14 protein-coding genes are annotated in these 16,439 nt (G+C 70.8%); 8 read left to right on the top strand and 6 right to left on the bottom strand.

The window, feature by feature from the left end; genetic code table 11:
- Window positions 1-24: 24 nt before the first annotated feature.
- The 3 genes from ADL01_RS29415 to ADL01_RS29405 all read right to left on the bottom strand — a co-directional run bounded on the left by ADL01_RS29415 (window position 25) and on the right by ADL01_RS29405 (window position 4,700).
- Window positions 25-1,389, bottom strand: a complete 1,365-nt coding sequence (locus ADL01_RS29415) for an enolase C-terminal domain-like protein (RefSeq protein WP_053745026.1) — start codon at window positions 1,387-1,389, stop codon at window positions 25-27.
- Window positions 1,390-1,615: 226 nt separating this feature from the next.
- The gene (locus ADL01_RS29410) at window positions 1,616-3,313 is read right to left on the bottom strand and encodes an IclR family transcriptional regulator domain-containing protein (RefSeq protein WP_053745025.1); all 1,698 of its coding nucleotides are present in this window, start codon (window positions 3,311-3,313) and stop codon (window positions 1,616-1,618) included.
- 85 nt (window positions 3,314-3,398) lie between these two features.
- A complete protein-coding gene (locus tag ADL01_RS29405) occupies window positions 3,399-4,700 on the bottom strand; it encodes a M6 family metalloprotease domain-containing protein (RefSeq protein ID WP_107091020.1) in 1,302 nt (433 codons plus the stop codon).
- Between the two features lie 281 nt (window positions 4,701-4,981).
- Between ADL01_RS29405 and ADL01_RS29400 the strand changes: the two genes are divergently transcribed.
- Together ADL01_RS29400 and ADL01_RS29395 are read left to right on the top strand one after the other, a co-directional pair.
- A complete protein-coding gene (locus ADL01_RS29400; protein WP_053745023.1) occupies window positions 4,982-5,623 on the top strand; it encodes a TetR/AcrR family transcriptional regulator in 642 nt (213 codons plus the stop codon).
- Window positions 5,624-5,773: 150 nt separating this feature from the next.
- Complete coding sequence (locus ADL01_RS29395; RefSeq protein WP_107091022.1) at window positions 5,774-7,309, top strand: MFS transporter; 1,536 nt, start codon at window positions 5,774-5,776, stop codon at window positions 7,307-7,309.
- 117 nt (window positions 7,310-7,426) lie between these two features.
- On the opposite strand, the gene ADL01_RS29390 is transcribed toward ADL01_RS29395, so the two are convergent.
- Entirely contained in the window at window positions 7,427-7,936 is a 510-nt protein-coding gene (locus ADL01_RS29390) for a MarR family winged helix-turn-helix transcriptional regulator (protein WP_053745044.1), read from the bottom strand.
- Window positions 7,937-8,093: 157 nt separating this feature from the next.
- Here ADL01_RS29390 and ADL01_RS29385 point away from each other — a divergent pair, with 157 nt between their 5' ends.
- Window positions 8,094-8,885, top strand: a complete 792-nt coding sequence (locus tag ADL01_RS29385) for a dioxygenase (RefSeq protein ID WP_053745021.1) — start codon at window positions 8,094-8,096, stop codon at window positions 8,883-8,885.
- A gap of 57 nt (window positions 8,886-8,942) precedes the next feature.
- Here ADL01_RS29385 and ADL01_RS29380 read toward each other — a convergent pair whose 3' ends face one another.
- Window positions 8,943-9,461, bottom strand: coding sequence for a GNAT family N-acetyltransferase (locus tag ADL01_RS29380; RefSeq protein WP_053745020.1), 519 nt, complete (start codon window positions 9,459-9,461; stop codon window positions 8,943-8,945).
- Window positions 9,462-9,685: 224 nt separating this feature from the next.
- Between ADL01_RS29380 and ADL01_RS29375 the strand changes: the two genes are divergently transcribed.
- Together ADL01_RS29375 and ADL01_RS29370 are read left to right on the top strand one after the other, a co-directional pair.
- Entirely contained in the window at window positions 9,686-10,687 is a 1,002-nt protein-coding gene (locus ADL01_RS29375) for a sigma-70 family RNA polymerase sigma factor (protein ID WP_053745019.1), read from the top strand.
- A 602-nt stretch (window positions 10,688-11,289) separates the two neighbouring features.
- On the top strand, window positions 11,290-11,868 hold the full coding sequence (locus ADL01_RS29370) for a TetR family transcriptional regulator (RefSeq protein ID WP_053745018.1): 579 nt from the start codon (window positions 11,290-11,292) through the stop codon (window positions 11,866-11,868).
- A gap of 10 nt (window positions 11,869-11,878) precedes the next feature.
- On the opposite strand, the gene ADL01_RS29365 is transcribed toward ADL01_RS29370, so the two are convergent.
- Entirely contained in the window at window positions 11,879-12,847 is a 969-nt protein-coding gene (locus ADL01_RS29365; RefSeq protein ID WP_053745017.1) for a helix-turn-helix transcriptional regulator, read from the bottom strand.
- 62 nt (window positions 12,848-12,909) lie between these two features.
- Here ADL01_RS29365 and ADL01_RS29360 point away from each other — a divergent pair, with 62 nt between their 5' ends.
- From ADL01_RS29360 to pfkB, 3 genes are all read left to right on the top strand, one after another.
- Window positions 12,910-14,436, top strand: coding sequence for an MFS transporter (locus ADL01_RS29360; protein ID WP_053745016.1), 1,527 nt, complete (start codon window positions 12,910-12,912; stop codon window positions 14,434-14,436).
- Between the two features lie 193 nt (window positions 14,437-14,629).
- Entirely contained in the window at window positions 14,630-15,391 is a 762-nt protein-coding gene (locus tag ADL01_RS29355) for a DeoR/GlpR family DNA-binding transcription regulator (protein WP_053745015.1), read from the top strand.
- A 39-nt stretch (window positions 15,392-15,430) separates the two neighbouring features.
- Complete coding sequence (gene pfkB, locus ADL01_RS29350) at window positions 15,431-16,378, top strand: 1-phosphofructokinase (protein WP_053745014.1); 948 nt, start codon at window positions 15,431-15,433, stop codon at window positions 16,376-16,378.
- The last annotated feature ends 61 nt before the right edge of the window (window positions 16,379-16,439 follow it).

Below are 16,439 nucleotides of genomic sequence, written 5' to 3'. Positions count from 1 at the left end.
CAGGCCCTGGCCGCGCCCGGCGCCCTACCGCACCAGACACGGCCGCTTCCCGTCGAACTCCCACCCCCGCACCAGATACCGCATCCCGACCGCGTCGTCCCGCGCCCCCAGCGCCTTCTCCCGGTACAGCTCGTGCGCCGCGAGCACCCGCTCCATGTCCACCTCGACCCCCAGCCCCGGCGCGTCCGGCACCGCGATCTCGCCCCCGACGATCCTGGGCGGAGTGACCGTGAGGCGTTCCAGGCCCTCCTGCCAGATCCAGTGGGTGTCGAGGGCGTTGTACTCGCCCGGGGCCGCCGCGCCGCAGTGGGTGACCATGGCCAGCGAGATGTCGAAGTGGTTGTTGGAGTGGCAGCCCCAGGTCAGGCCCATCGCGTTGCACAGCTGGGCCACGCGTACGGAGCCCCGCATGGTCCAGAAGTGCGGGTCGGCCAGCGGGATGGAGACCGACTGGAGGGCGAGGGCGTGAGTCAGTTGCCGCCAGTCCGTGGCGATCATGTTGGTCGCCGTGGGCAGACCGGTCGCCCGGCGGAACTCGGCGAGGATCTCGCGCCCCGAGTAGCCGCCCTCCGCGCCGCACGGGTCCTCGGCGTAGGCGAGCGTGCCGTTCAGCGGCGCGCACAGCTCGATCGCCTCGGCCAGCGACCACGCGCCGTTCGGGTCGAGGGTGATCCGCGCGTCCGGGAAGCGGGCCTTCAGCGCGCGTACGGCCCTGACCTCCTCGGCGCCTTCCAGGACCCCGCCCTTGAGCTTGAAGTCGCGAAAGCCGTAGCGGGCGTGGGTGGCCTCGGCCTGGCGGACGATCGCCTCCGGGGTCAGGGCCTCCTCGTGCCGGACGCGGTACCAGTCGACGTCGGAGTCGGGCTCGCGGACGTAGTCAAGGTCGGTACGGTCCGGGTCGCCGACGTAGAAGAGGTAGCCCAACACCCGTACGGAGTCCCGCTGTTGGCCGTCGCCGAGGAGGGCGGCGACCGGTACGTCCAGGTGCTGGCCGAGGAGGTCGAGGAGGGCCGACTCGACCGCTGTCACCGCGTGGACGGTGGTGCGCAGGTCGTAGGTCTGGGCGCCGCGTCCGCCCGAGTCACGGTCGGCGAAGCGGGCGCCGATCTCCCGCAGGACGCGCTGGTAGTCGCCCACCTTCGCGCCGACGACCAGGGGCTCGGCGTCGCGCAGGGTCCGCGTGATCTTCTCGCCGCCGGGGACCTCGCCGAGTCCCGTACGGCCCTCGGAGTCGGTGAGGATGACGATGTTGCGCGTGAAGTAGGGGCCGTGGGCGCCGGAGAGATTCAGTTCCATGCTGTCCCGGCCGGCGACCGGGTACACGGAGAGGGCGGCGACGGTCGGCTGGCTCGTTCGCGTACTCGTACTCGTATTCGTACTCGTGCTCATCGGGATCCTTGTGCGCAGGAGGTCGGGAGGTGCGGAGAAGGCCCAGCCAGGATCGTCGCGCGGCCCGTGCGGACCGTGAGGACGGCGACGGTCGGCGTGCCGCCAGACGGACGGCTGTCGCCTCTCATCTTCCTATGTAGATGATGTCTATGTATGAAGATGGTGACTGGCGCTGAGCCCCTACGGAAGAACTCCTACGGGAAGAGTCCCTGAGTCCCTGAATCCCTCAGGCCGACGCCACCCGCGTGAACCTCCCCGCCGTCCGCAGCTCCCCCTCGATCCGGGACGCCGTCCCGTACAGCTCCGGCAGTACCTCCGCCACGCACTGCTCCGCCGTGCGCCGGGTCGTGTGCATCGCGACGTTCACCGCCGCGACGACCCGTCCCGTACGGTCGCGCACCGGGACCGCGATCGACCGCAGCCCCTCCTCCAACTCCTCGTCGACCAGGGCGTATCCCTGCTCCCGCACCTGGGCCAGTACGCGTGCGAAGGCCGCCGGGTCCGTCACGGTGTGCGGGGTCAGCGGGGCCAGGTCCGGTGCCTGCCGCGCTGCCTGCGGCAGGTCGGCCAGCAGTACCCGGCCCATCGACGTCGGGTACGCCGGAAGCCGCGTGCCGACCGTGATGTTGGCGCTCATGATGCGCCTCGTCGCCGCCCGCGCCGTGTACTGGATCTCCGCCCCCGAGTCCGTCGACAGGACCGCCAGTGACGCCGACTCCTGGACGCGGCCCGCGAGTTCGGCCAGGTGGGGGGAGGCGATCTCGGGCAGGGACGTGCGGGAGAGGGGCGGGAAGCCCAGGGACAGGACCCTAGGGGTGAGGGCGAAGGTGCGGCCGTGGGTCTCGACGTACCCCAGGTGCTCGTAGGTGATCAGGGCCCGGCGGGCGGTCGCCCTCGCCAGGCCCGTCGCCCGCGCGACCTCCGTCAGGGTCAGCTCGGCGCGGCCCTCGCCGAAGGCCGTCAGCACCGTCAGGCCCCTGGCCAGGGACTCGATGAACTCCCGGCCCAGTTCCTGCTTCGACGCCCCGGTCCAGGCGGCCAGACCGGAGGGCGCGGACGGCACCTCGGCGGCTGGCAACACCCGCAGGTCGGCCCGCAGTTCGGCCTCCATCGCGGCCACCGTCGCCCGCAGGCGTGGCAGCAGGTCGTCGCGCAGGTCACTCGCCGTACGGCGGCTCGTGTGGCTGACGACGCTCGCGACACAGGCCACCCGGCCCGTACGGGGGTTCCGTACGGGTACGGAGACGGCGACCAGCCCCGGTTCGATCAGCTGGTCGTCCAGTGCCCAGCCGTCGACGCGGGCCCGCTCGACGTACGCCTCGAAGTCGGCGCCCGAGGCGGCGCCCGAGTCGGCGGGTCGGGGCGGAACGGCGGGGAAGCCCTCGTCGGCCGGGTCCGCGGCCCGGCGTTCGCGCCAGCGGTGCCAGTCGGTGGGCGTCCACTCGGTGGCGAACAGCGGGCCCGGGGCGGTGCGTTCGGCAGGGAGGAGGTCGCCGATGCGGAAGCTGAGGGACATCGCGCGGCGGCGGGTGGCCTGGTGGATGAACCGGATGCCGTCCCGGTCGCCGACCGCGAGCGACACCGACTCGTCCAGCTCGTCGGCGAGGGCGTCCGCGTGGCGGTCGAGAAGGGCGGGCAGCCGGAGGGCGGCGAGATAGGCGTTGCCGAGTTCCATCAGCCGAGGGGTGAGAATCGCGTCCCGGCCGTCGAGACGGACGTACCCCATGCGGGCGAGCGTCGCCGTGATCCGGTCGACCGTGGAACGGGCCAGACCGGTCGCGCGCTCCAGCCCGCTGAGGCTCAACGCCCCTCCCGCGTCGGTCAGTTGCCGCAGCACGGCGATCCCGCGCAGCAGCGGGGCGACGGCCTCGGCGGGCACGGCGTCGTCCATGACCGGGGTGACATGCGGGGCGGGGGCGACCATGGCCACACCGTAATGCCCGTACGCCTGTACACCCGTACGCCTGTCGGTCCCGACCTGTCCCCGTCGGCCCCGACCCGTCCCCGTCTCACCGCCGGGTGATCGTCACCCGGTAGTTCCCGTCGAGGTCCGCGCTCGCGACCGCGATCCGGATGCCCCATCTGGGGTCCTTGAAGGACTCGCCGGGGGCGAAGGGCGCGTCGGAGAGCTCCGCGTGGACGTTCGGGGCGCGGGTGCAGCCGCCGCTGTCCCGGCGGGAGTCGTACACCGTGACCGGGCCGCGGCCGGTGTCGATGTTCGCGTCGACCCGGTAGATCAGCACGCCCGGCCGGCACACCGTCTCGTCGTTGCCCTCGCGGGTGCGCAGCTCGACGGCGTATCCCGTACGGGAGGTAAGGGGCACGAACACGAGTTTCGCGCCGCCGGAACGGGCCAGCGGGGTGAGCGTGTACTCCGTCGTCCCGGCCGTCCGCGCGCACCCGACCTGCGAGGGGTCCAGCCAGCCGAGCTTCCACTTGTGCCAGCCCAGCAGGTCGTTGTTGGCTCCCCAGTCCTCGCTCATGATGTCCCAGTGGCCGACCGCGCCCCCGCCGTGCTGGGTGTAGAGGTCGGGCAGCCCGAACACATGGCCGTTCTCGTGGGGGAGGACGCGGTAGCCCGTGGTGTCGTACGAACCGGAGCCGTCGTCCTGACGGGAGTAGACGAAGGACGCGTTGGCGACGGGCACCCCGTCCGCGACCGGCGCCTCGTGGTTGCCGGCGAAGGTGACGGACAGGACGGTGTCCAGGGCGGAGGGGCCCGCGTTCGGGGTGACGAGCACGTTCAGCAGGTCGTACGCGCGGAAGTCGACCACCGGGTCGGCGGTGGCCACGATGTCGTGGACCAGCCGGCGGTAGCCGGGGTCGAAGGGGGCGCCGCGCTCTATGCCGTACGAACGGAAGGACCGCGGCATGCGCAGCCAGTCGGCGACGGGAGCCTCGGGGCGGTAGTCGAGGCGGCCGTACGAGCTGGTGGCGAACCAGTCCCGGGTCTGCGGGAAGAACTCCGCGAGCCGGGCGAGGGCGCTGCCCTGGCCCGGGGCGTCGGAGAAGTCGATCATCAGGTTCAGCGCGCGGACGGTACCGGTGGACCGGGAGTAGCCGGTCGGGGTGGGCAGACCCTCGGACATCTGGACGCCGAGGCCGCCCCGGATCAGGCAGGGGCCTAGCGAGGCGGAGCGGGCCAGCGGGACGGAGCCCGCGGCCGTCGTGGAGCCTGGCCGGAGATCCCCGGTGCCGGCCGAGGTGCTGACCGCGAGGGTCAGTGCGGCCACCGACACGAGGGCGGCCATTCGGCGGGGGCGCAGGGGGCCCGGCGGGCGTATCCGACTACGGCTGGTCGGCTGCTGCATGCACGGCCCCTTCGCGCCACGGCAGCCGCCGGTCTCGGACTGCGCTCTTTCGATCACCCTGTGTCGAGGTCGGCGCGGGCGCGCGCTGGAAGAGACCGATCGTGGGAAGCCCTCGCGAGAAAATGTGACCCAGGTCACATAAAATGTCCGCAGGCGGAGAAATAACCGGGGATCGTTTCCCCGTTTAGTCAGGTGTCCGAGCGAAACGGGGAACGATCCCCCGGATCGCAGCACCAGATGTCACGCCAGATGTCACGCAACATTTCCCGAAGGAGTACGCCGTGCAGACCGCGACCCCCGTGCAGAAGGTGACCCGGCCCCGCGCCGACGCTCTGCGCAACCGGGAGCGGATCGTCACCGCCGCCCGCGAGATGTTCGTCGAGTTCGGCCCCGAGGTGCCGATCGACGAGGTCGCCCGACGGGCCGGCGTCGGCAACGCCACGGTGTACCGCAACTTCCCCGACCGGGACGCCCTCGTACGCGAGGTCGTCTGCTCGGTCATGGACCGTACGTCCGAGGCGGCGGAGAGCGCGCTCGCGGAGACCGGCGACGCCTTCGCGGCGCTGGAGCGCTTCGTGCACGTCGCCGCCGACGAACGGATCAGCGCGCTCTGCCCGATGATGTCCAGCACCTTCGACCAGCACCACCCGGACCTGGAGGCCGCGCGGAAGCGGGTCGAAGAGCTCACCGCGGAGATCATGGAGCGCGCCATGGCGGCCGGACAGCTCCGCACCGACGTGGGTGTGGGTGACGTGATGGTCGCCGTGTCCCAGCTCAGTCGCCCTCCGGCGGGTACGGCGTGCGAGGGCATGGACCGCTTCGTCCACCGCCACGTGCAGCTGTTCCTGGACGGTCTGCGGGCCCCGGCCCGCTCCGAACTGCCCGGCAAGGCCGCGACGATGGAGGACCTGCGCCGATCCTGAGCGATTAGTTCACCACCGCCTGGTTCACCACCGATTAGTTCACCGCGGTTTCCCCGTCACCCTCCCCAACAGACTTTCGGCCGTCAGCGTTGACGAGCCGGTCCCCGCTCACACATTTTTCCGTCACGAAGTCCCGAAGTGGGTATCTCCATGTCCGAAACAGCCCAGGCTGCTGCCGCCGCCAAGGCGCCGGCTCCCGACTCCAACCGCTGGAAGGCGCTCACGTTCATCGCGCTCGCCCAGCTGATGGTCGTCCTCGACGCGACCATCGTGAACATCGCCCTGCCCTCCGCCCAGCACGACCTGGGGATATCCGACGGAAACCGGCAGTGGGTCATCACGGCCTACGCCCTGGCCTTCGGCGGACTGCTGCTCTTCGGCGGCCGGATCGCCGACCTCTGGGGCCGCAGGAACACCTTCGTCACCGGTCTGATCGGCTTCGCCGCCGCATCCGCCCTGGGCGGCGCCGCGCAGAACGAGGTGATGCTCCTCGGCTCCCGCGCGCTGCAGGGTGTCTTCGGCGCGCTGCTGGCGCCCGCCGCGCTCTCCCTGCTCGCGGTGATGTTCACCGACGCCAAGGAACGCGCCAAGGCGTTCGGCATCTACGGTGCGATCGCCGGTGGCGGCGGCGCCGTGGGTCTGATCCTCGGCGGCTTCCTCACCGAGTACCTGAACTGGCGCTGGACGTTCTTCGTGAACATCCCGTTCGCGATCGTCGCCGCCCTCGGCGCCTACTTCGTCATCCGTGAGCCGGCCGGCAGCCGCAACCGCTCGCCGCTCGACATCCCGGGTGTCGTCCTGTCCACCCTCGGTCTGGTCTCCCTCGTCTACGGCTTCACGCGGGCCGAGTCCGAGGGCTGGGGCGACGCCCTGACGATCGGCCTGTTCGTCGCCTCGGCGCTGCTCCTCGCGACCTTCGTGTTCGTCGAGTCCAAGGTCAAGGCCCCGCTGCTGCCCCTGCGCGTCATCACCGAGCGCAACCGCGGCGGTGTCTACCTCTCGCTCGGCCTCGCGATCATCGCGATGTTCGGCCTGTTCCTCTTCCTGACCTACTACCTGCAGATCGTGAAGGGCTACTCGCCGGTCAAGACCGGCTTCGCCTTCCTGCCGATGATCGCGGGCATGATCACGGGCTCCACGCAGATCGGCGCCCGGCTGATGACCCGCGTCCCGGCGCGGCTGCTGATGGGCCCCGGCTTCCTGGTCGCCGCGCTCGGCATGCTGCTGCTGACCCAGCTGGAGATCGGCTCCTCGTACGCGGCCCTGCTCCTGCCGGCGATGCTGCTGCTCGGCCTCGGCATGGGTTCGGCGTTCATGCCGGCCATGTCCCTGGCCACGCTGGGCGTCGAGCCGCGTGACTCCGGTGTCGCCTCCGCGATGGTCAACACCTCGCAGCAGGTGGGCGGCGCGATCGGTACGGCTCTGCTGAACACGATCGCCGCCTCCGCCACCACCTCCTACGTCGCCGACCACATCGGCGCCGCGGCCTCCGGCCCCCAGCAGCAGCTGGTCCAGCTGAAGGGCATGGTCGAGGGGTACACCAGCGCCATCTGGTTCGCCGTCGGCATCCTGGTCGCCGCCGCCGGTATCGCCTTCACCTTCATCAACGCCGGTCGCCCGGACACGAGTTCGGTCAGCGGCGAGGGCGCTGAGGAGGAGCTGAAGGTTCCGGTGGCCGCCCACTGACCCCGGCCCCCGCTCCTCCGGGACCGGGACCCCTCGTACCCCTTCGGGCCACTCCGTACGTCACGGGGGGTGGGGACACCTCGTGATGTACGGCTCAAGGATCTGCCCTGGCTCCGCTCAGCGGAGCCAGGGCAGATCCGCGTTCGCGTCCTTCGGCTGAAGGCCCTCGGCGACGATGTCCATGACATCGTGGAGCGTCTGGCGCTGCTCGTCGCTGATCCGGTCGAACAGCGCCTGGCGTACGGCGCCCACATGACCGGGCGCGGTGCGCCGCAGTACCTCCTTGCCCTGCTCGGTCAGGACCGCGAACTGGCCGCGCTTGTCCGAAGGGCAGTCCTCGCGCCGCACCCAGCCGTTCTTCTCCAGCCGGGCGATGGCGTGCGAGAGGCGGGAGCGGGTGATCTTCGCCTTCATCGCGAGCTCGGTCATCCGCAGCCGCTGGCCCGGAGCCTCGGAGAGGCCGACGAGCAGGCCGTAGTAGACGTGCGGCATGCCGGCGTCCCGCTGGAGCTGGCGGTCGAGATGGTCCTCGAGCAGGGTGACGGCGTGCACGTACACGCGCCAGGTGCGCTGCTCCTCCTCGGTGAGCCAGCGGGGCTCCTCGCCGGATGTAGGTGCTGTCTTCATGTACTCCACTCTACGTTCCCCGTCCTTGAAATTTAAACCAAAACGATGTATTTTCAGTATGCGAGAAGCTTGAGACTTCAAGGTGCAGACTTGACGTAGAACTTGAAGCAGAACGTGAAGCAAAAGCGGAGAGAGCCCCGGGAAGGGAGCAGTCGACATGTCCGCCGACATCCAGGAGCGCATGCCCGCGCTCTACCTCAGCCACGGTGCCCCTCCGCTGGCCGACGACCCGATCTGGCCCGGCGAACTCGCCGCCTGGTCGGCCGACCTGCCCCGTCCCAAGGCGATCCTCATGGTCTCCGCCCACTGGGAAGAGGCGCCGCTCGCCCTCGGCACCATCGAAACGATCCCCCTCGTCTACGACTTCTGGGGCTTCCCCGAGCACTACTACCAGGTGGAGTACGCAGCCCCGGGCGCTCCCCAGCTCGCCGAGTCCGTACGGAAGCTGCTGCGAGCCCCCGGCACACCCGTCCAGGACGTCCCGGACCGCGGTCTCGACCACGGTGCGTACGTCCCGCTGGTGGAGATGTTCCCCGAGGCGGACATCCCTGTCCTGCAGATCTCGATGCCGACCCTCGACCCGGTGAAACTGATGGACATCGGACGCAAGCTCGCGCCACTGCGCGACGAGGGCGTGCTGATCGTCGGCTCCGGCTTCTTCACCCACAACCTGGCCGCCCTCCGGCACACCGGCCCCGGCGTGCCGACCTGGTCGAGCGAGTTCGACGACTGGGGCCACCGGGCGCTGGAAACACGCGACGTGGACGGCCTGCTGGACTTCCTGAACAAGGCTCCCGCGGGCCGCTACGCCCACCCGCGCACCGAGCACTTCGCTCCGCTCTTCGTGACGATGGGCGCGGCCGAGGTGGCCGGCGAGCTGGACTCCCAGAAGTCAGTCATCGACGGCTTCTGGATGGGGATGGCCAAGCGGTCGGTGCAGTTCGGCTGACCCTCACGGACGGGCACTCGGCCCCTTCGGGCAATCGCCCGGGGGCCGAAAGGGCCCTCAGAGGTCCTTTTCGTACCAGGCCACGTCCCAGTAACGGCCGAACTTGCGGCCCACCTCCCGGTACGTCCCGACGTAGTGGAACCCGAAGCGTTCGTGCAGCCGCACGGACGCTTCGTTCGGTGTGACGATCCCCGCCAGGGCGCGGTGGACGTCCTCGCTGGACAGTGCCTCGAAGAGGGCCGTGTAGAGCAGGGTGCCGATACCGCGCCCGCCCGCGTCCGGGGCGAGGTAGACGGTGGTCTCCACGGTCGTGCCGTACGCCGGCTTCGGCCGGAAGACACTGGATGTGACATACCCCAGAATCCGCCGCGAGTTCATGTCCGTGGCAACCAACAGGCGGTGCGGGCCGTCTTCAGGGTAGGAGAGCAGCCAAGGACGGCGCTCTTCCGGTGTGAGGACTTTGGTGTCGAAAGTGGTAGGAGTCTCGCGCACGTAGTGGTTGTAGAGGTCGGTGAGGGCTTCGAGGTCAGCCTCTACACCTGGTCTGACCTGCACCTCCGTGGATTCCGACAGCATCACGCCTCCTCGTGTGGCGGCACAGGGTACTGCAAGATCAGAAAAATAGTGGTGTGGGTGGGAATTCTGTCCTGATTCCAGGCGTTGTTTCCTTCGGATGCCGGGCACGCGAGGAGTGTGCTGAGCGTTCACAGACCAACAGGGACATCAACGACCACCCGCTGACCCTCCCCCACTCTCGACTTCGCTCGAGCGGGGGGACCCCCATTCGCAAGGGAGCACGCATGGCAACCCGTGCCGTCGCCCGTCGTACGTCTTCCGCCACCGGCGGGACCGTCGGCGGCGCACGCAGTGTTCGCGCCCATGGCGGCGAGATCGCCGACCGCGACCTGGTCGGCATGTACTTGGACGAGATAGCGCGAACCCCGTTGCTCGACGCCGCGAAGGAGGTCGAGCTGTCGCAGGCCATCGAAGCCGGTGTGTTCGCACGCCAGATCCTCGACGGCGAGACCGAAGCGAAGGCGGACGCCACCGTCCAGGAGCTGGAGGCGCTCGTCGCCGAGAGCGAGCGGGCCAAGGACGTCTTCATCCGCTCCAACCTGCGACTGGTCGTCGCCGTGGCGCGCCGCTACCCCCGCAGCGGCCTGCCCCTTCTCGACCTGATCCAGGAGGGCAACGCCGGCCTGGTGCGCGCGGTCGAGAAGTTCGACTACCGCAAGGGCTTCAAGTTCTCGACGTACGCGACCTGGTGGATCCGGCAGGCCATCACCCGTTCCATAGCGGACCAGTCGCGTACGATCCGCCTCCCTGTCCACCTGGTCGAGGAACTGGGCCGGATCAGGCGCGTGCAGCGCGAGTTCAACCGCAAGAACGGGCGGGACCCGGAACCAGCGGAGATCGCCGCCGAGCTGGACACGAACGCGGCGCGGGTGATCGACGTCCTGGACTGGGCCCGCGACCCGGTCTCCCTGAACATGTCGGTGGACGACGACGGGGACACCCAGTTCGGTGACCTTCTCGAGGACACGTCGGCGGTGTCGCCGGAGCAGTCCGTGCTGACCCTTCTGCGCAGCGAGGAACTGGACGACCTGATCGGCCGCCTCGACCAGCGCACGGCTTCCATCATCAAGATGCGGTACGGCATCGTCGACGGCCGGGAACGCACGCTGACGGAGGTCGGCAAGGAGCACGGGCTGACCCGTGAGCGGATCCGGCAGATCGAGAAGCACGCGCTGCTGGAGCTGAAGAAGCTGGCGCGGGACACCGGGTTCGACGCGGCGGCGTAGTTCCACACACCGCTCCCGCACCCCTGCCGGGGGCGCCCGGCAGACGTACCGGAATCGGTACTGGGGGCGCGTTTGGGTGTTTCGCGCGCCGGGAGGCGTACGACTGTTTGGAGCCGCGTGCGCGGGGTGGCGGAAGGCCGCGCAAAGATTGCGGTGTCAGGCTGCTTAAACCATCGGGCCCGGGGCACAAGACCTCAGGGCCCAGGACACGGGTCCGGGCGGAGACGCCTCGGATCCCCTGGAGCCAAGTCCCGACGCAACCCCCCCCCGCGTCGGGACCTTCCCAGCCGGGCTTCGGCACCTAACCCCCCCCAGGTGCCGGGGCCCGGCTCACTTTTGCCCTCCGGTCCGCGTCCGGCGTCGCCGTGGGCTGCCCCTCCGCCGCTGCTCGGCCGCCGTTCCGCTTCCCGTTCACGTCAGGGGCGGGGCACCCCGTACCTGAACGCCGGGGTGGCCCGCCCGAATGGCAGATTGTGCCACAGCGGCATAACGTGGCGTCCGTGTCCCACCCAAGTTCCCCCGGCCCCTCCGCTCCTTCCGCTCCCTCCGCTTCTTCCGCTCCTTCCGGTTCGCTCACCGAACGGCGTAAGTACGCGACGCGCATGGAGATCGCCCGGGTGGCGGGGCGGCTCTTCGTGACCCACGGGCTGCGGGCCACCCGCGCCGAGGACATCGCCCAGGCGGCAGGCGTCGCGCCGCGCACCTTCTACCGTTACTTCGCCACCAAGGAAGAGGCCATCGGCCCCCTGTTCGGCACGGGCACGGAACGCTGGGCCCATGCGGTGCGCGAGGCCCCGGCCGAACTGTCCGTGCCGCAGGCCCTGGAGCACGCGGCCCGGCATGTGCTGACGCCCGGCGCGGCTGTGTCACCGGGCGCCCTGGACCGGGCGCGCACCCTGCTCCGGCTGGCGCAGGAGAGCCCGGCCCTGCTGCGGGTGTGGGCCGAACGGTGCCGTGCGTCGGAACACGCGCTGACCCAGGCACTGGCCTCCCGGGGCGCGGGCCCGGCCGGCTCACCCGAGACCCGCTTCACTGCCGCCGTCGCCAGTGCCGCCGTACGCGTCGCCTTCGAGACCTGGGCGGCCGGGGACACCCCGGCCGACGGCCCGACCGGCCCGGCGGCACTGGCGGTACGCAACCTGGGGACGCTGCGGGACTTCCCATGGAGCGCCGCGAGCTAGGGCGTGTCGGTCAGCCGCCCGCCGCCGCCCGGGTCATCCGGGCCCCCAACTCCCGTACCCGCTCGACCAGTTCGGCCGGCTCTCGGACCGTGAACTCGCAGTCGACCGTCGCCAGCCGTACCGCCAGCGACTCCACCGCGTCGCCGACCGAGGAACGGATGCGGCAGCTGTGTTCGTCGACGGGCTCGGGGGTGCCGAGCCAGGCCGGGACGCGGGCGGCGACATACGCGGCCGGGGCGGCGAACGTCACCTCGAACACGTAGGCCTCCTGCCGTACGTACATCGAGCGGCGTAGATACTCTGCCGCGTCGCCCGTCGGCAGCTCGCGCGGGGTGAAGCGGGCGCCCGTAGCGAAGGGGTCGGCGACCCGGTCGACGCGGAAGGTGCGCCAGTCGGCACGATCGAGGTCGTAGGCCACGAGATACCAGCGGCGGCCGGTCGACACGAGCCGGTGGGGCTCGGTCAGGCGCTTGGTGGGGGTGCCGTCCTTGGCGCGGTAGGCGAACCGCAGCCGCTCCTGGCCGGCCACCGCCGAGGCCATCACGGTCAGTGTCTCGGGGGCGATGACCGCGCCGTCCCCGCTGGTCAGCGGGGTGGTGGCGGCCTGGAGCGTGGAGACGCGCCGACGTAGCCGGGACGGCAGGACCTGCTCCAGCTTGGCCAGCGCCCGTACGGACGCCTCGTCGAGCCCCTCGACCGCGTGCCCGGCGCCGGCCCGCAGCCCGACCACGATCGCCACCGCCTCCTCGTCGTCGAGCACCAGCGGGGGCAGCGCCTTGCCGGCGACCAGCCGGTATCCGCCGTCGGAACCCTTGCTCGCCTGCACGGGATACCCGAGTTCACGCAGCCGGTCGATGTCCCGCCGGACGGTACGCCGCGACACCCGCAGCCGGTCGGCGAGCTCGCCGCCGGGCCATTCGCGGGGCGTCTGGAGGAGGGAGAGGAGCTGGAGGAGCCGGGCCGGTGTGTCCGTCGTCATGGGTTCGAGGATGCCGCACCATTAGGACACGATCTGACCTAATGGAGTCCTAGCCTGAGGTCATGCACTCCACCGGAACACCGACTCCCGTAGCAGATCCCGTACCACATTCCGTACCTGACAGGCGGCGCTGGTTCGCCCTCGCCATCGTGATGACCGCGGCCTTCATGGACCTCGTCGACGTCACGATCGTCAACGTCGCGATCCCGTCGATCCAGCGCGAGGCCGGCGCCTCCTTCAGCCAGATCCAGTGGATCACCGCCGGATACGCGCTCGCCTTCGCCGCCGGCCTCGTCACCGGCGGGCGGCTCGGCGACATCCACGGCCGCAAGCGGCTGTTCCTCGTCGGCATCGGCGGCTTCACCCTCGCCTCCGCCCTCTGCGGCTTCGCCGCCAACCCGGAGATGCTGGTCGCCTCCCGCATCCTCCAGGGCGGCATGGCGGCGATGATGGTGCCGCAGGTCCTGTCGATCGTCCACGCGACCTTCCCGGCGCACGAGCGCGGCAAGGTGTTCGGGCTCTTCGGCGCGGTCGTGGGCCTGGGCGCCGTGACCGGTCCGCTGCTGGGCGCACTGCTCACGGAGTGGGACCTGTTCGGCCTCGGCTGGCGGCCCATCTTCCTGATCAACCTGCCGGTCGGCATCGCGGGACTGCTCCTCGGCCACCGCTTCATCACGGAGTCCAAGGCACCCAGGGCCCTCAAGCTGGACCTGGTCGGCGTCGCCCTCGTGACGCTGGGCCTGCTGATGCTGCTCTACCCGCTGACGCGCGGGCGCGAGCTGGGCTGGCCGCTGTGGGGGTACCTGACGATGGCCGGCGCGCTCGGCGTCTTCGGGGCGCTGTTGGCGTACGAGCGGCGCAAGACGCGGATCGACGGTTCGCCGCTGATCGAGCTGTCGCTGTTCAAGGTGAAGAGCTTCGCCGCGGGCATCGCCGTGCAGACCGTCTTCGGGGTGGGCCTCGGCATCTTCTTCCTGGTCTGGACGCTGTACATGCAGATCGGGCTCGGCTGGAGCGCCCTGCGGGCCGGGCTGACCGGGGTGCCCTTCTCGATCGCCGTGTCGGTGGCTGCCGGAATGTCCGTGCAGACACTGGTTCCGCGCTTCGGCCGCAAGGTGCTCCAGGCGGGTGCCCTGGTGATGGGCCTCGGGGTGCTGATCTACATCTGGGAGGCCGGACGGTACGGCCTGTCCATCGCCTCCTGGCAGATGGCGCTCCCGCTGGTCGTCATGGGCGCCGGCATGGGCCTGATCGTCGCCCCGCTGACGGACGTGGTGCTGTCGGAGGTGCCGAAGGAGCACGCCGGGTCGGCGTCCGGGCTCATCAACACCGTGCAGCAGATGGGCAACGCGCTCGGACTCGGGCTGGTGTCGGTGGTGTTCTTCGGCGCGATGGGGGACCGGCTCGCGGCGAGCGAGGTGGGCCCGGAGTTCGTGCACGCGTTCCAGCACGCGCTGGGTTGGGTGGCCGGGCTGATGGGCGTGATCTTCGTGGTGATGTTCGCCCTGCCGAAGCAGCCGGTGGTGGGGGCCGAGCAGGCGGCGGAAGAGGGAGTCGAGCAGGAGCGGGAGCCGCAGCTCGTGCACTGAGCGCGACCGCGCGCGGGATGGTGCGCGGGACGGTGGAGAAAGCGCCCGTCACTCCGGAGGGATCCGGGGTGGCGGGCATCCGTTTGTGTCCACTTCGTGCCTGAATCTGCCCGAACCTGTTTACTTTCCGGAAATACGGGCGTAGTCTCCGAGCGAATCAACAAGTTCGGGCATCGAACGGAGGCAAACGGACATGTACGCACCGGAGCGGCAGCAGGAGATCCTGCGGCTCGCCCGTGACGGCGGTCGGGTGGACGTGCTGTCCCTGGCCGAGCAGTTCCAGGTCACCGCGGAGACCGTCCGGCGGGACCTGAAGGCCCTGGATCGCGCGGGCCTGCTGCGACGGGTGCACGGCGGGGCCATACCGGCCGGTCGCCTCGGCTTCGAGCCCGACCTGACCGAGCGCGAGTCGACCTACGCCGACGAGAAGGACCGCATCGCCAAGGCCGCCCTCGCGGAGCTGCCCACCGAGGGCACCGTGATCCTCGACGCCGGCTCGACGGTCGCGCGCCTCGCCGCCGCCATCCCGCTGGAGGCGACGCTCACCGTCGTCACCCACAGCCTCCCGATCGCGGCCCGGCTCGCCGACCACCCCGGCATCCAGCTGCACCTCGTCGGAGGGCGCGTCCGGCACCGCACGCGCGCCGCCGTGGACGCCTGGGCGCTGCGGGCGTACGGCGAGATCCGCGCCGACGTCCTGTTCGTGGCCGCCAACGGCTTCTCCGCCGAGTACGGGCTGACCACGCCCGACCTCGCCGAGGCCGCCGTGAAACGAGCCGCCGTGGCCGCCGCCCGCCGAGTGGTGCTCCTGGCCGACTCGACGAAGCACGGCGAGGAACACTTCGCCCGCTTCGGGGACCTGGCCGACGTGGACCTGCTGATCACCGACAGCGGGCTGAGCCCCGAGGACGGCGCCGACCTGGAACGCGGCGGCACGGAAGTGCTCCATGTCTAGAGCGGCACGGAAGTGCTCCATGTCTGGAAACGAGTGCGCATGATCCTCACCGTCACCCCCAACCCGTCCCTCGACCGTACGTACGAGGTTCCGTCCCTCGACCGCGGTGAGGTCATCCGGGCCACCGGCGAACGCGTGGACCCGGGCGGCAAGGGCGTCAACGTCTCACGGGCCGTCGCCGCCGCCGGCCGGCGCACCGTGGCCGTGCTGCCGCTGGGCGGCGCGCCCGGCGCGCTCGTCGCCGCGCTGCTCGACGCCCAGGGCATCGAGGTCGCGCCGGTACCGGTCGCGGGCGCGACCCGGTCCAACATCGCCCTCGCCGAATCCGACGGCGTCCTGACGAAGATCAACGCACCCGGCCCCGAACTGTCCCTCGCGGAACAGGAGTTGCTCCTGGAGACCGTGCGCGGGCAGTCGGCCGACGCCGACTGGATCGCCTGCTGCGGCAGCCTGCCACGCGGTCTCGCGCCCTCCTGGTACGCCGACCTCGTCGCCCGTACGCACGCCGCGGGCGCCCGGATCGCCCTCGACACCTCGGGCCCGGCCCTGCTGGCAGCGCTGCGTGAGCGTCCGGACGTCGTCAAGCCGAACGCCGAGGAACTGGCGGAAGCGGTCGGGCGCCCCCTCGCCACCATCGGCGACGCGGTCAAGGCTGCCGAGGAACTGCGCGAACTCGGCGCGGGCGCCGTCCTCGCCAGCCTCGGCGCCGACGGACAACTCCTCGTCAACGGCTCCGGCACCTGGTTCGCCAGCGCGCGCGTCGACACGGTACGCAGCAATGTGGGCGCCGGCGACTCCTCGCTCGCCGGTTTCCTGATCGCCGGCGGCAGCGGCCCCGAGGCCCTCGCCTCAGCGGTCGCCCACGGCGCCGCCGCGGTCCAACTCCCCGGCAGCGTGATGCCGACCCCCTCCGACCTCGACCTGCCCGCGGTGAGGGTGACGGCCGAGGTCCCCGTGGACCGCGCACTGAGGGAGCCGGTGTCATGAGCGCCTGCCCGGGAACCCGAGTTGTGGGCTCCCCGCCCCGTGTCCCCCCTGAACCGGCCCT

The sequence above is a fragment of the Streptomyces sp. NRRL WC-3618 genome (assembly GCF_001280005.1).
Classification (GTDB): Bacteria; Actinomycetota; Actinomycetes; order Streptomycetales; family Streptomycetaceae; genus Streptomyces.
This window is presented reverse-complemented; position numbering and strand designations above follow the sequence as displayed.

Coding starts and splice junctions, on each gene's coding strand:
- ADL01_RS29375 (WP_053745019.1), top strand. CDS start 9,686: ATGGCAACCCGTGCCGTCGCCCGTCGTACGTCTTCCGCCACCGGCGGG.
- ADL01_RS29395 (WP_107091022.1), top strand. CDS start 5,774: ATGTCCGAAACAGCCCAGGCTGCTGCCGCCGCCAAGGCGCCGGCTCCC.
- ADL01_RS29415 (WP_053745026.1), bottom strand. CDS start 1,389: ATGAGCACGAGTACGAATACGAGTACGAGTACGCGAACGAGCCAGCCG.
- ADL01_RS29380 (WP_053745020.1), bottom strand. CDS start 9,461: ATGCTGTCGGAATCCACGGAGGTGCAGGTCAGACCAGGTGTAGAGGCT.
- ADL01_RS29355 (WP_053745015.1), top strand. CDS start 14,630: ATGTACGCACCGGAGCGGCAGCAGGAGATCCTGCGGCTCGCCCGTGAC.
- ADL01_RS29360 (WP_053745016.1), top strand. CDS start 12,910: ATGCACTCCACCGGAACACCGACTCCCGTAGCAGATCCCGTACCACAT.
- ADL01_RS29385 (WP_053745021.1), top strand. CDS start 8,094: ATGTCCGCCGACATCCAGGAGCGCATGCCCGCGCTCTACCTCAGCCAC.
- ADL01_RS29390 (WP_053745044.1), bottom strand. CDS start 7,936: ATGAAGACAGCACCTACATCCGGCGAGGAGCCCCGCTGGCTCACCGAG.
- ADL01_RS29365 (WP_053745017.1), bottom strand. CDS start 12,847: ATGACGACGGACACACCGGCCCGGCTCCTCCAGCTCCTCTCCCTCCTC.
- pfkB (WP_053745014.1), top strand. CDS start 15,431: ATGATCCTCACCGTCACCCCCAACCCGTCCCTCGACCGTACGTACGAG.
- ADL01_RS29405 (WP_107091020.1), bottom strand. CDS start 4,700: ATGCAGCAGCCGACCAGCCGTAGTCGGATACGCCCGCCGGGCCCCCTG.
- ADL01_RS29410 (WP_053745025.1), bottom strand. CDS start 3,313: ATGGTCGCCCCCGCCCCGCATGTCACCCCGGTCATGGACGACGCCGTG.
- ADL01_RS29370 (WP_053745018.1), top strand. CDS start 11,290: ATGGAGATCGCCCGGGTGGCGGGGCGGCTCTTCGTGACCCACGGGCTG.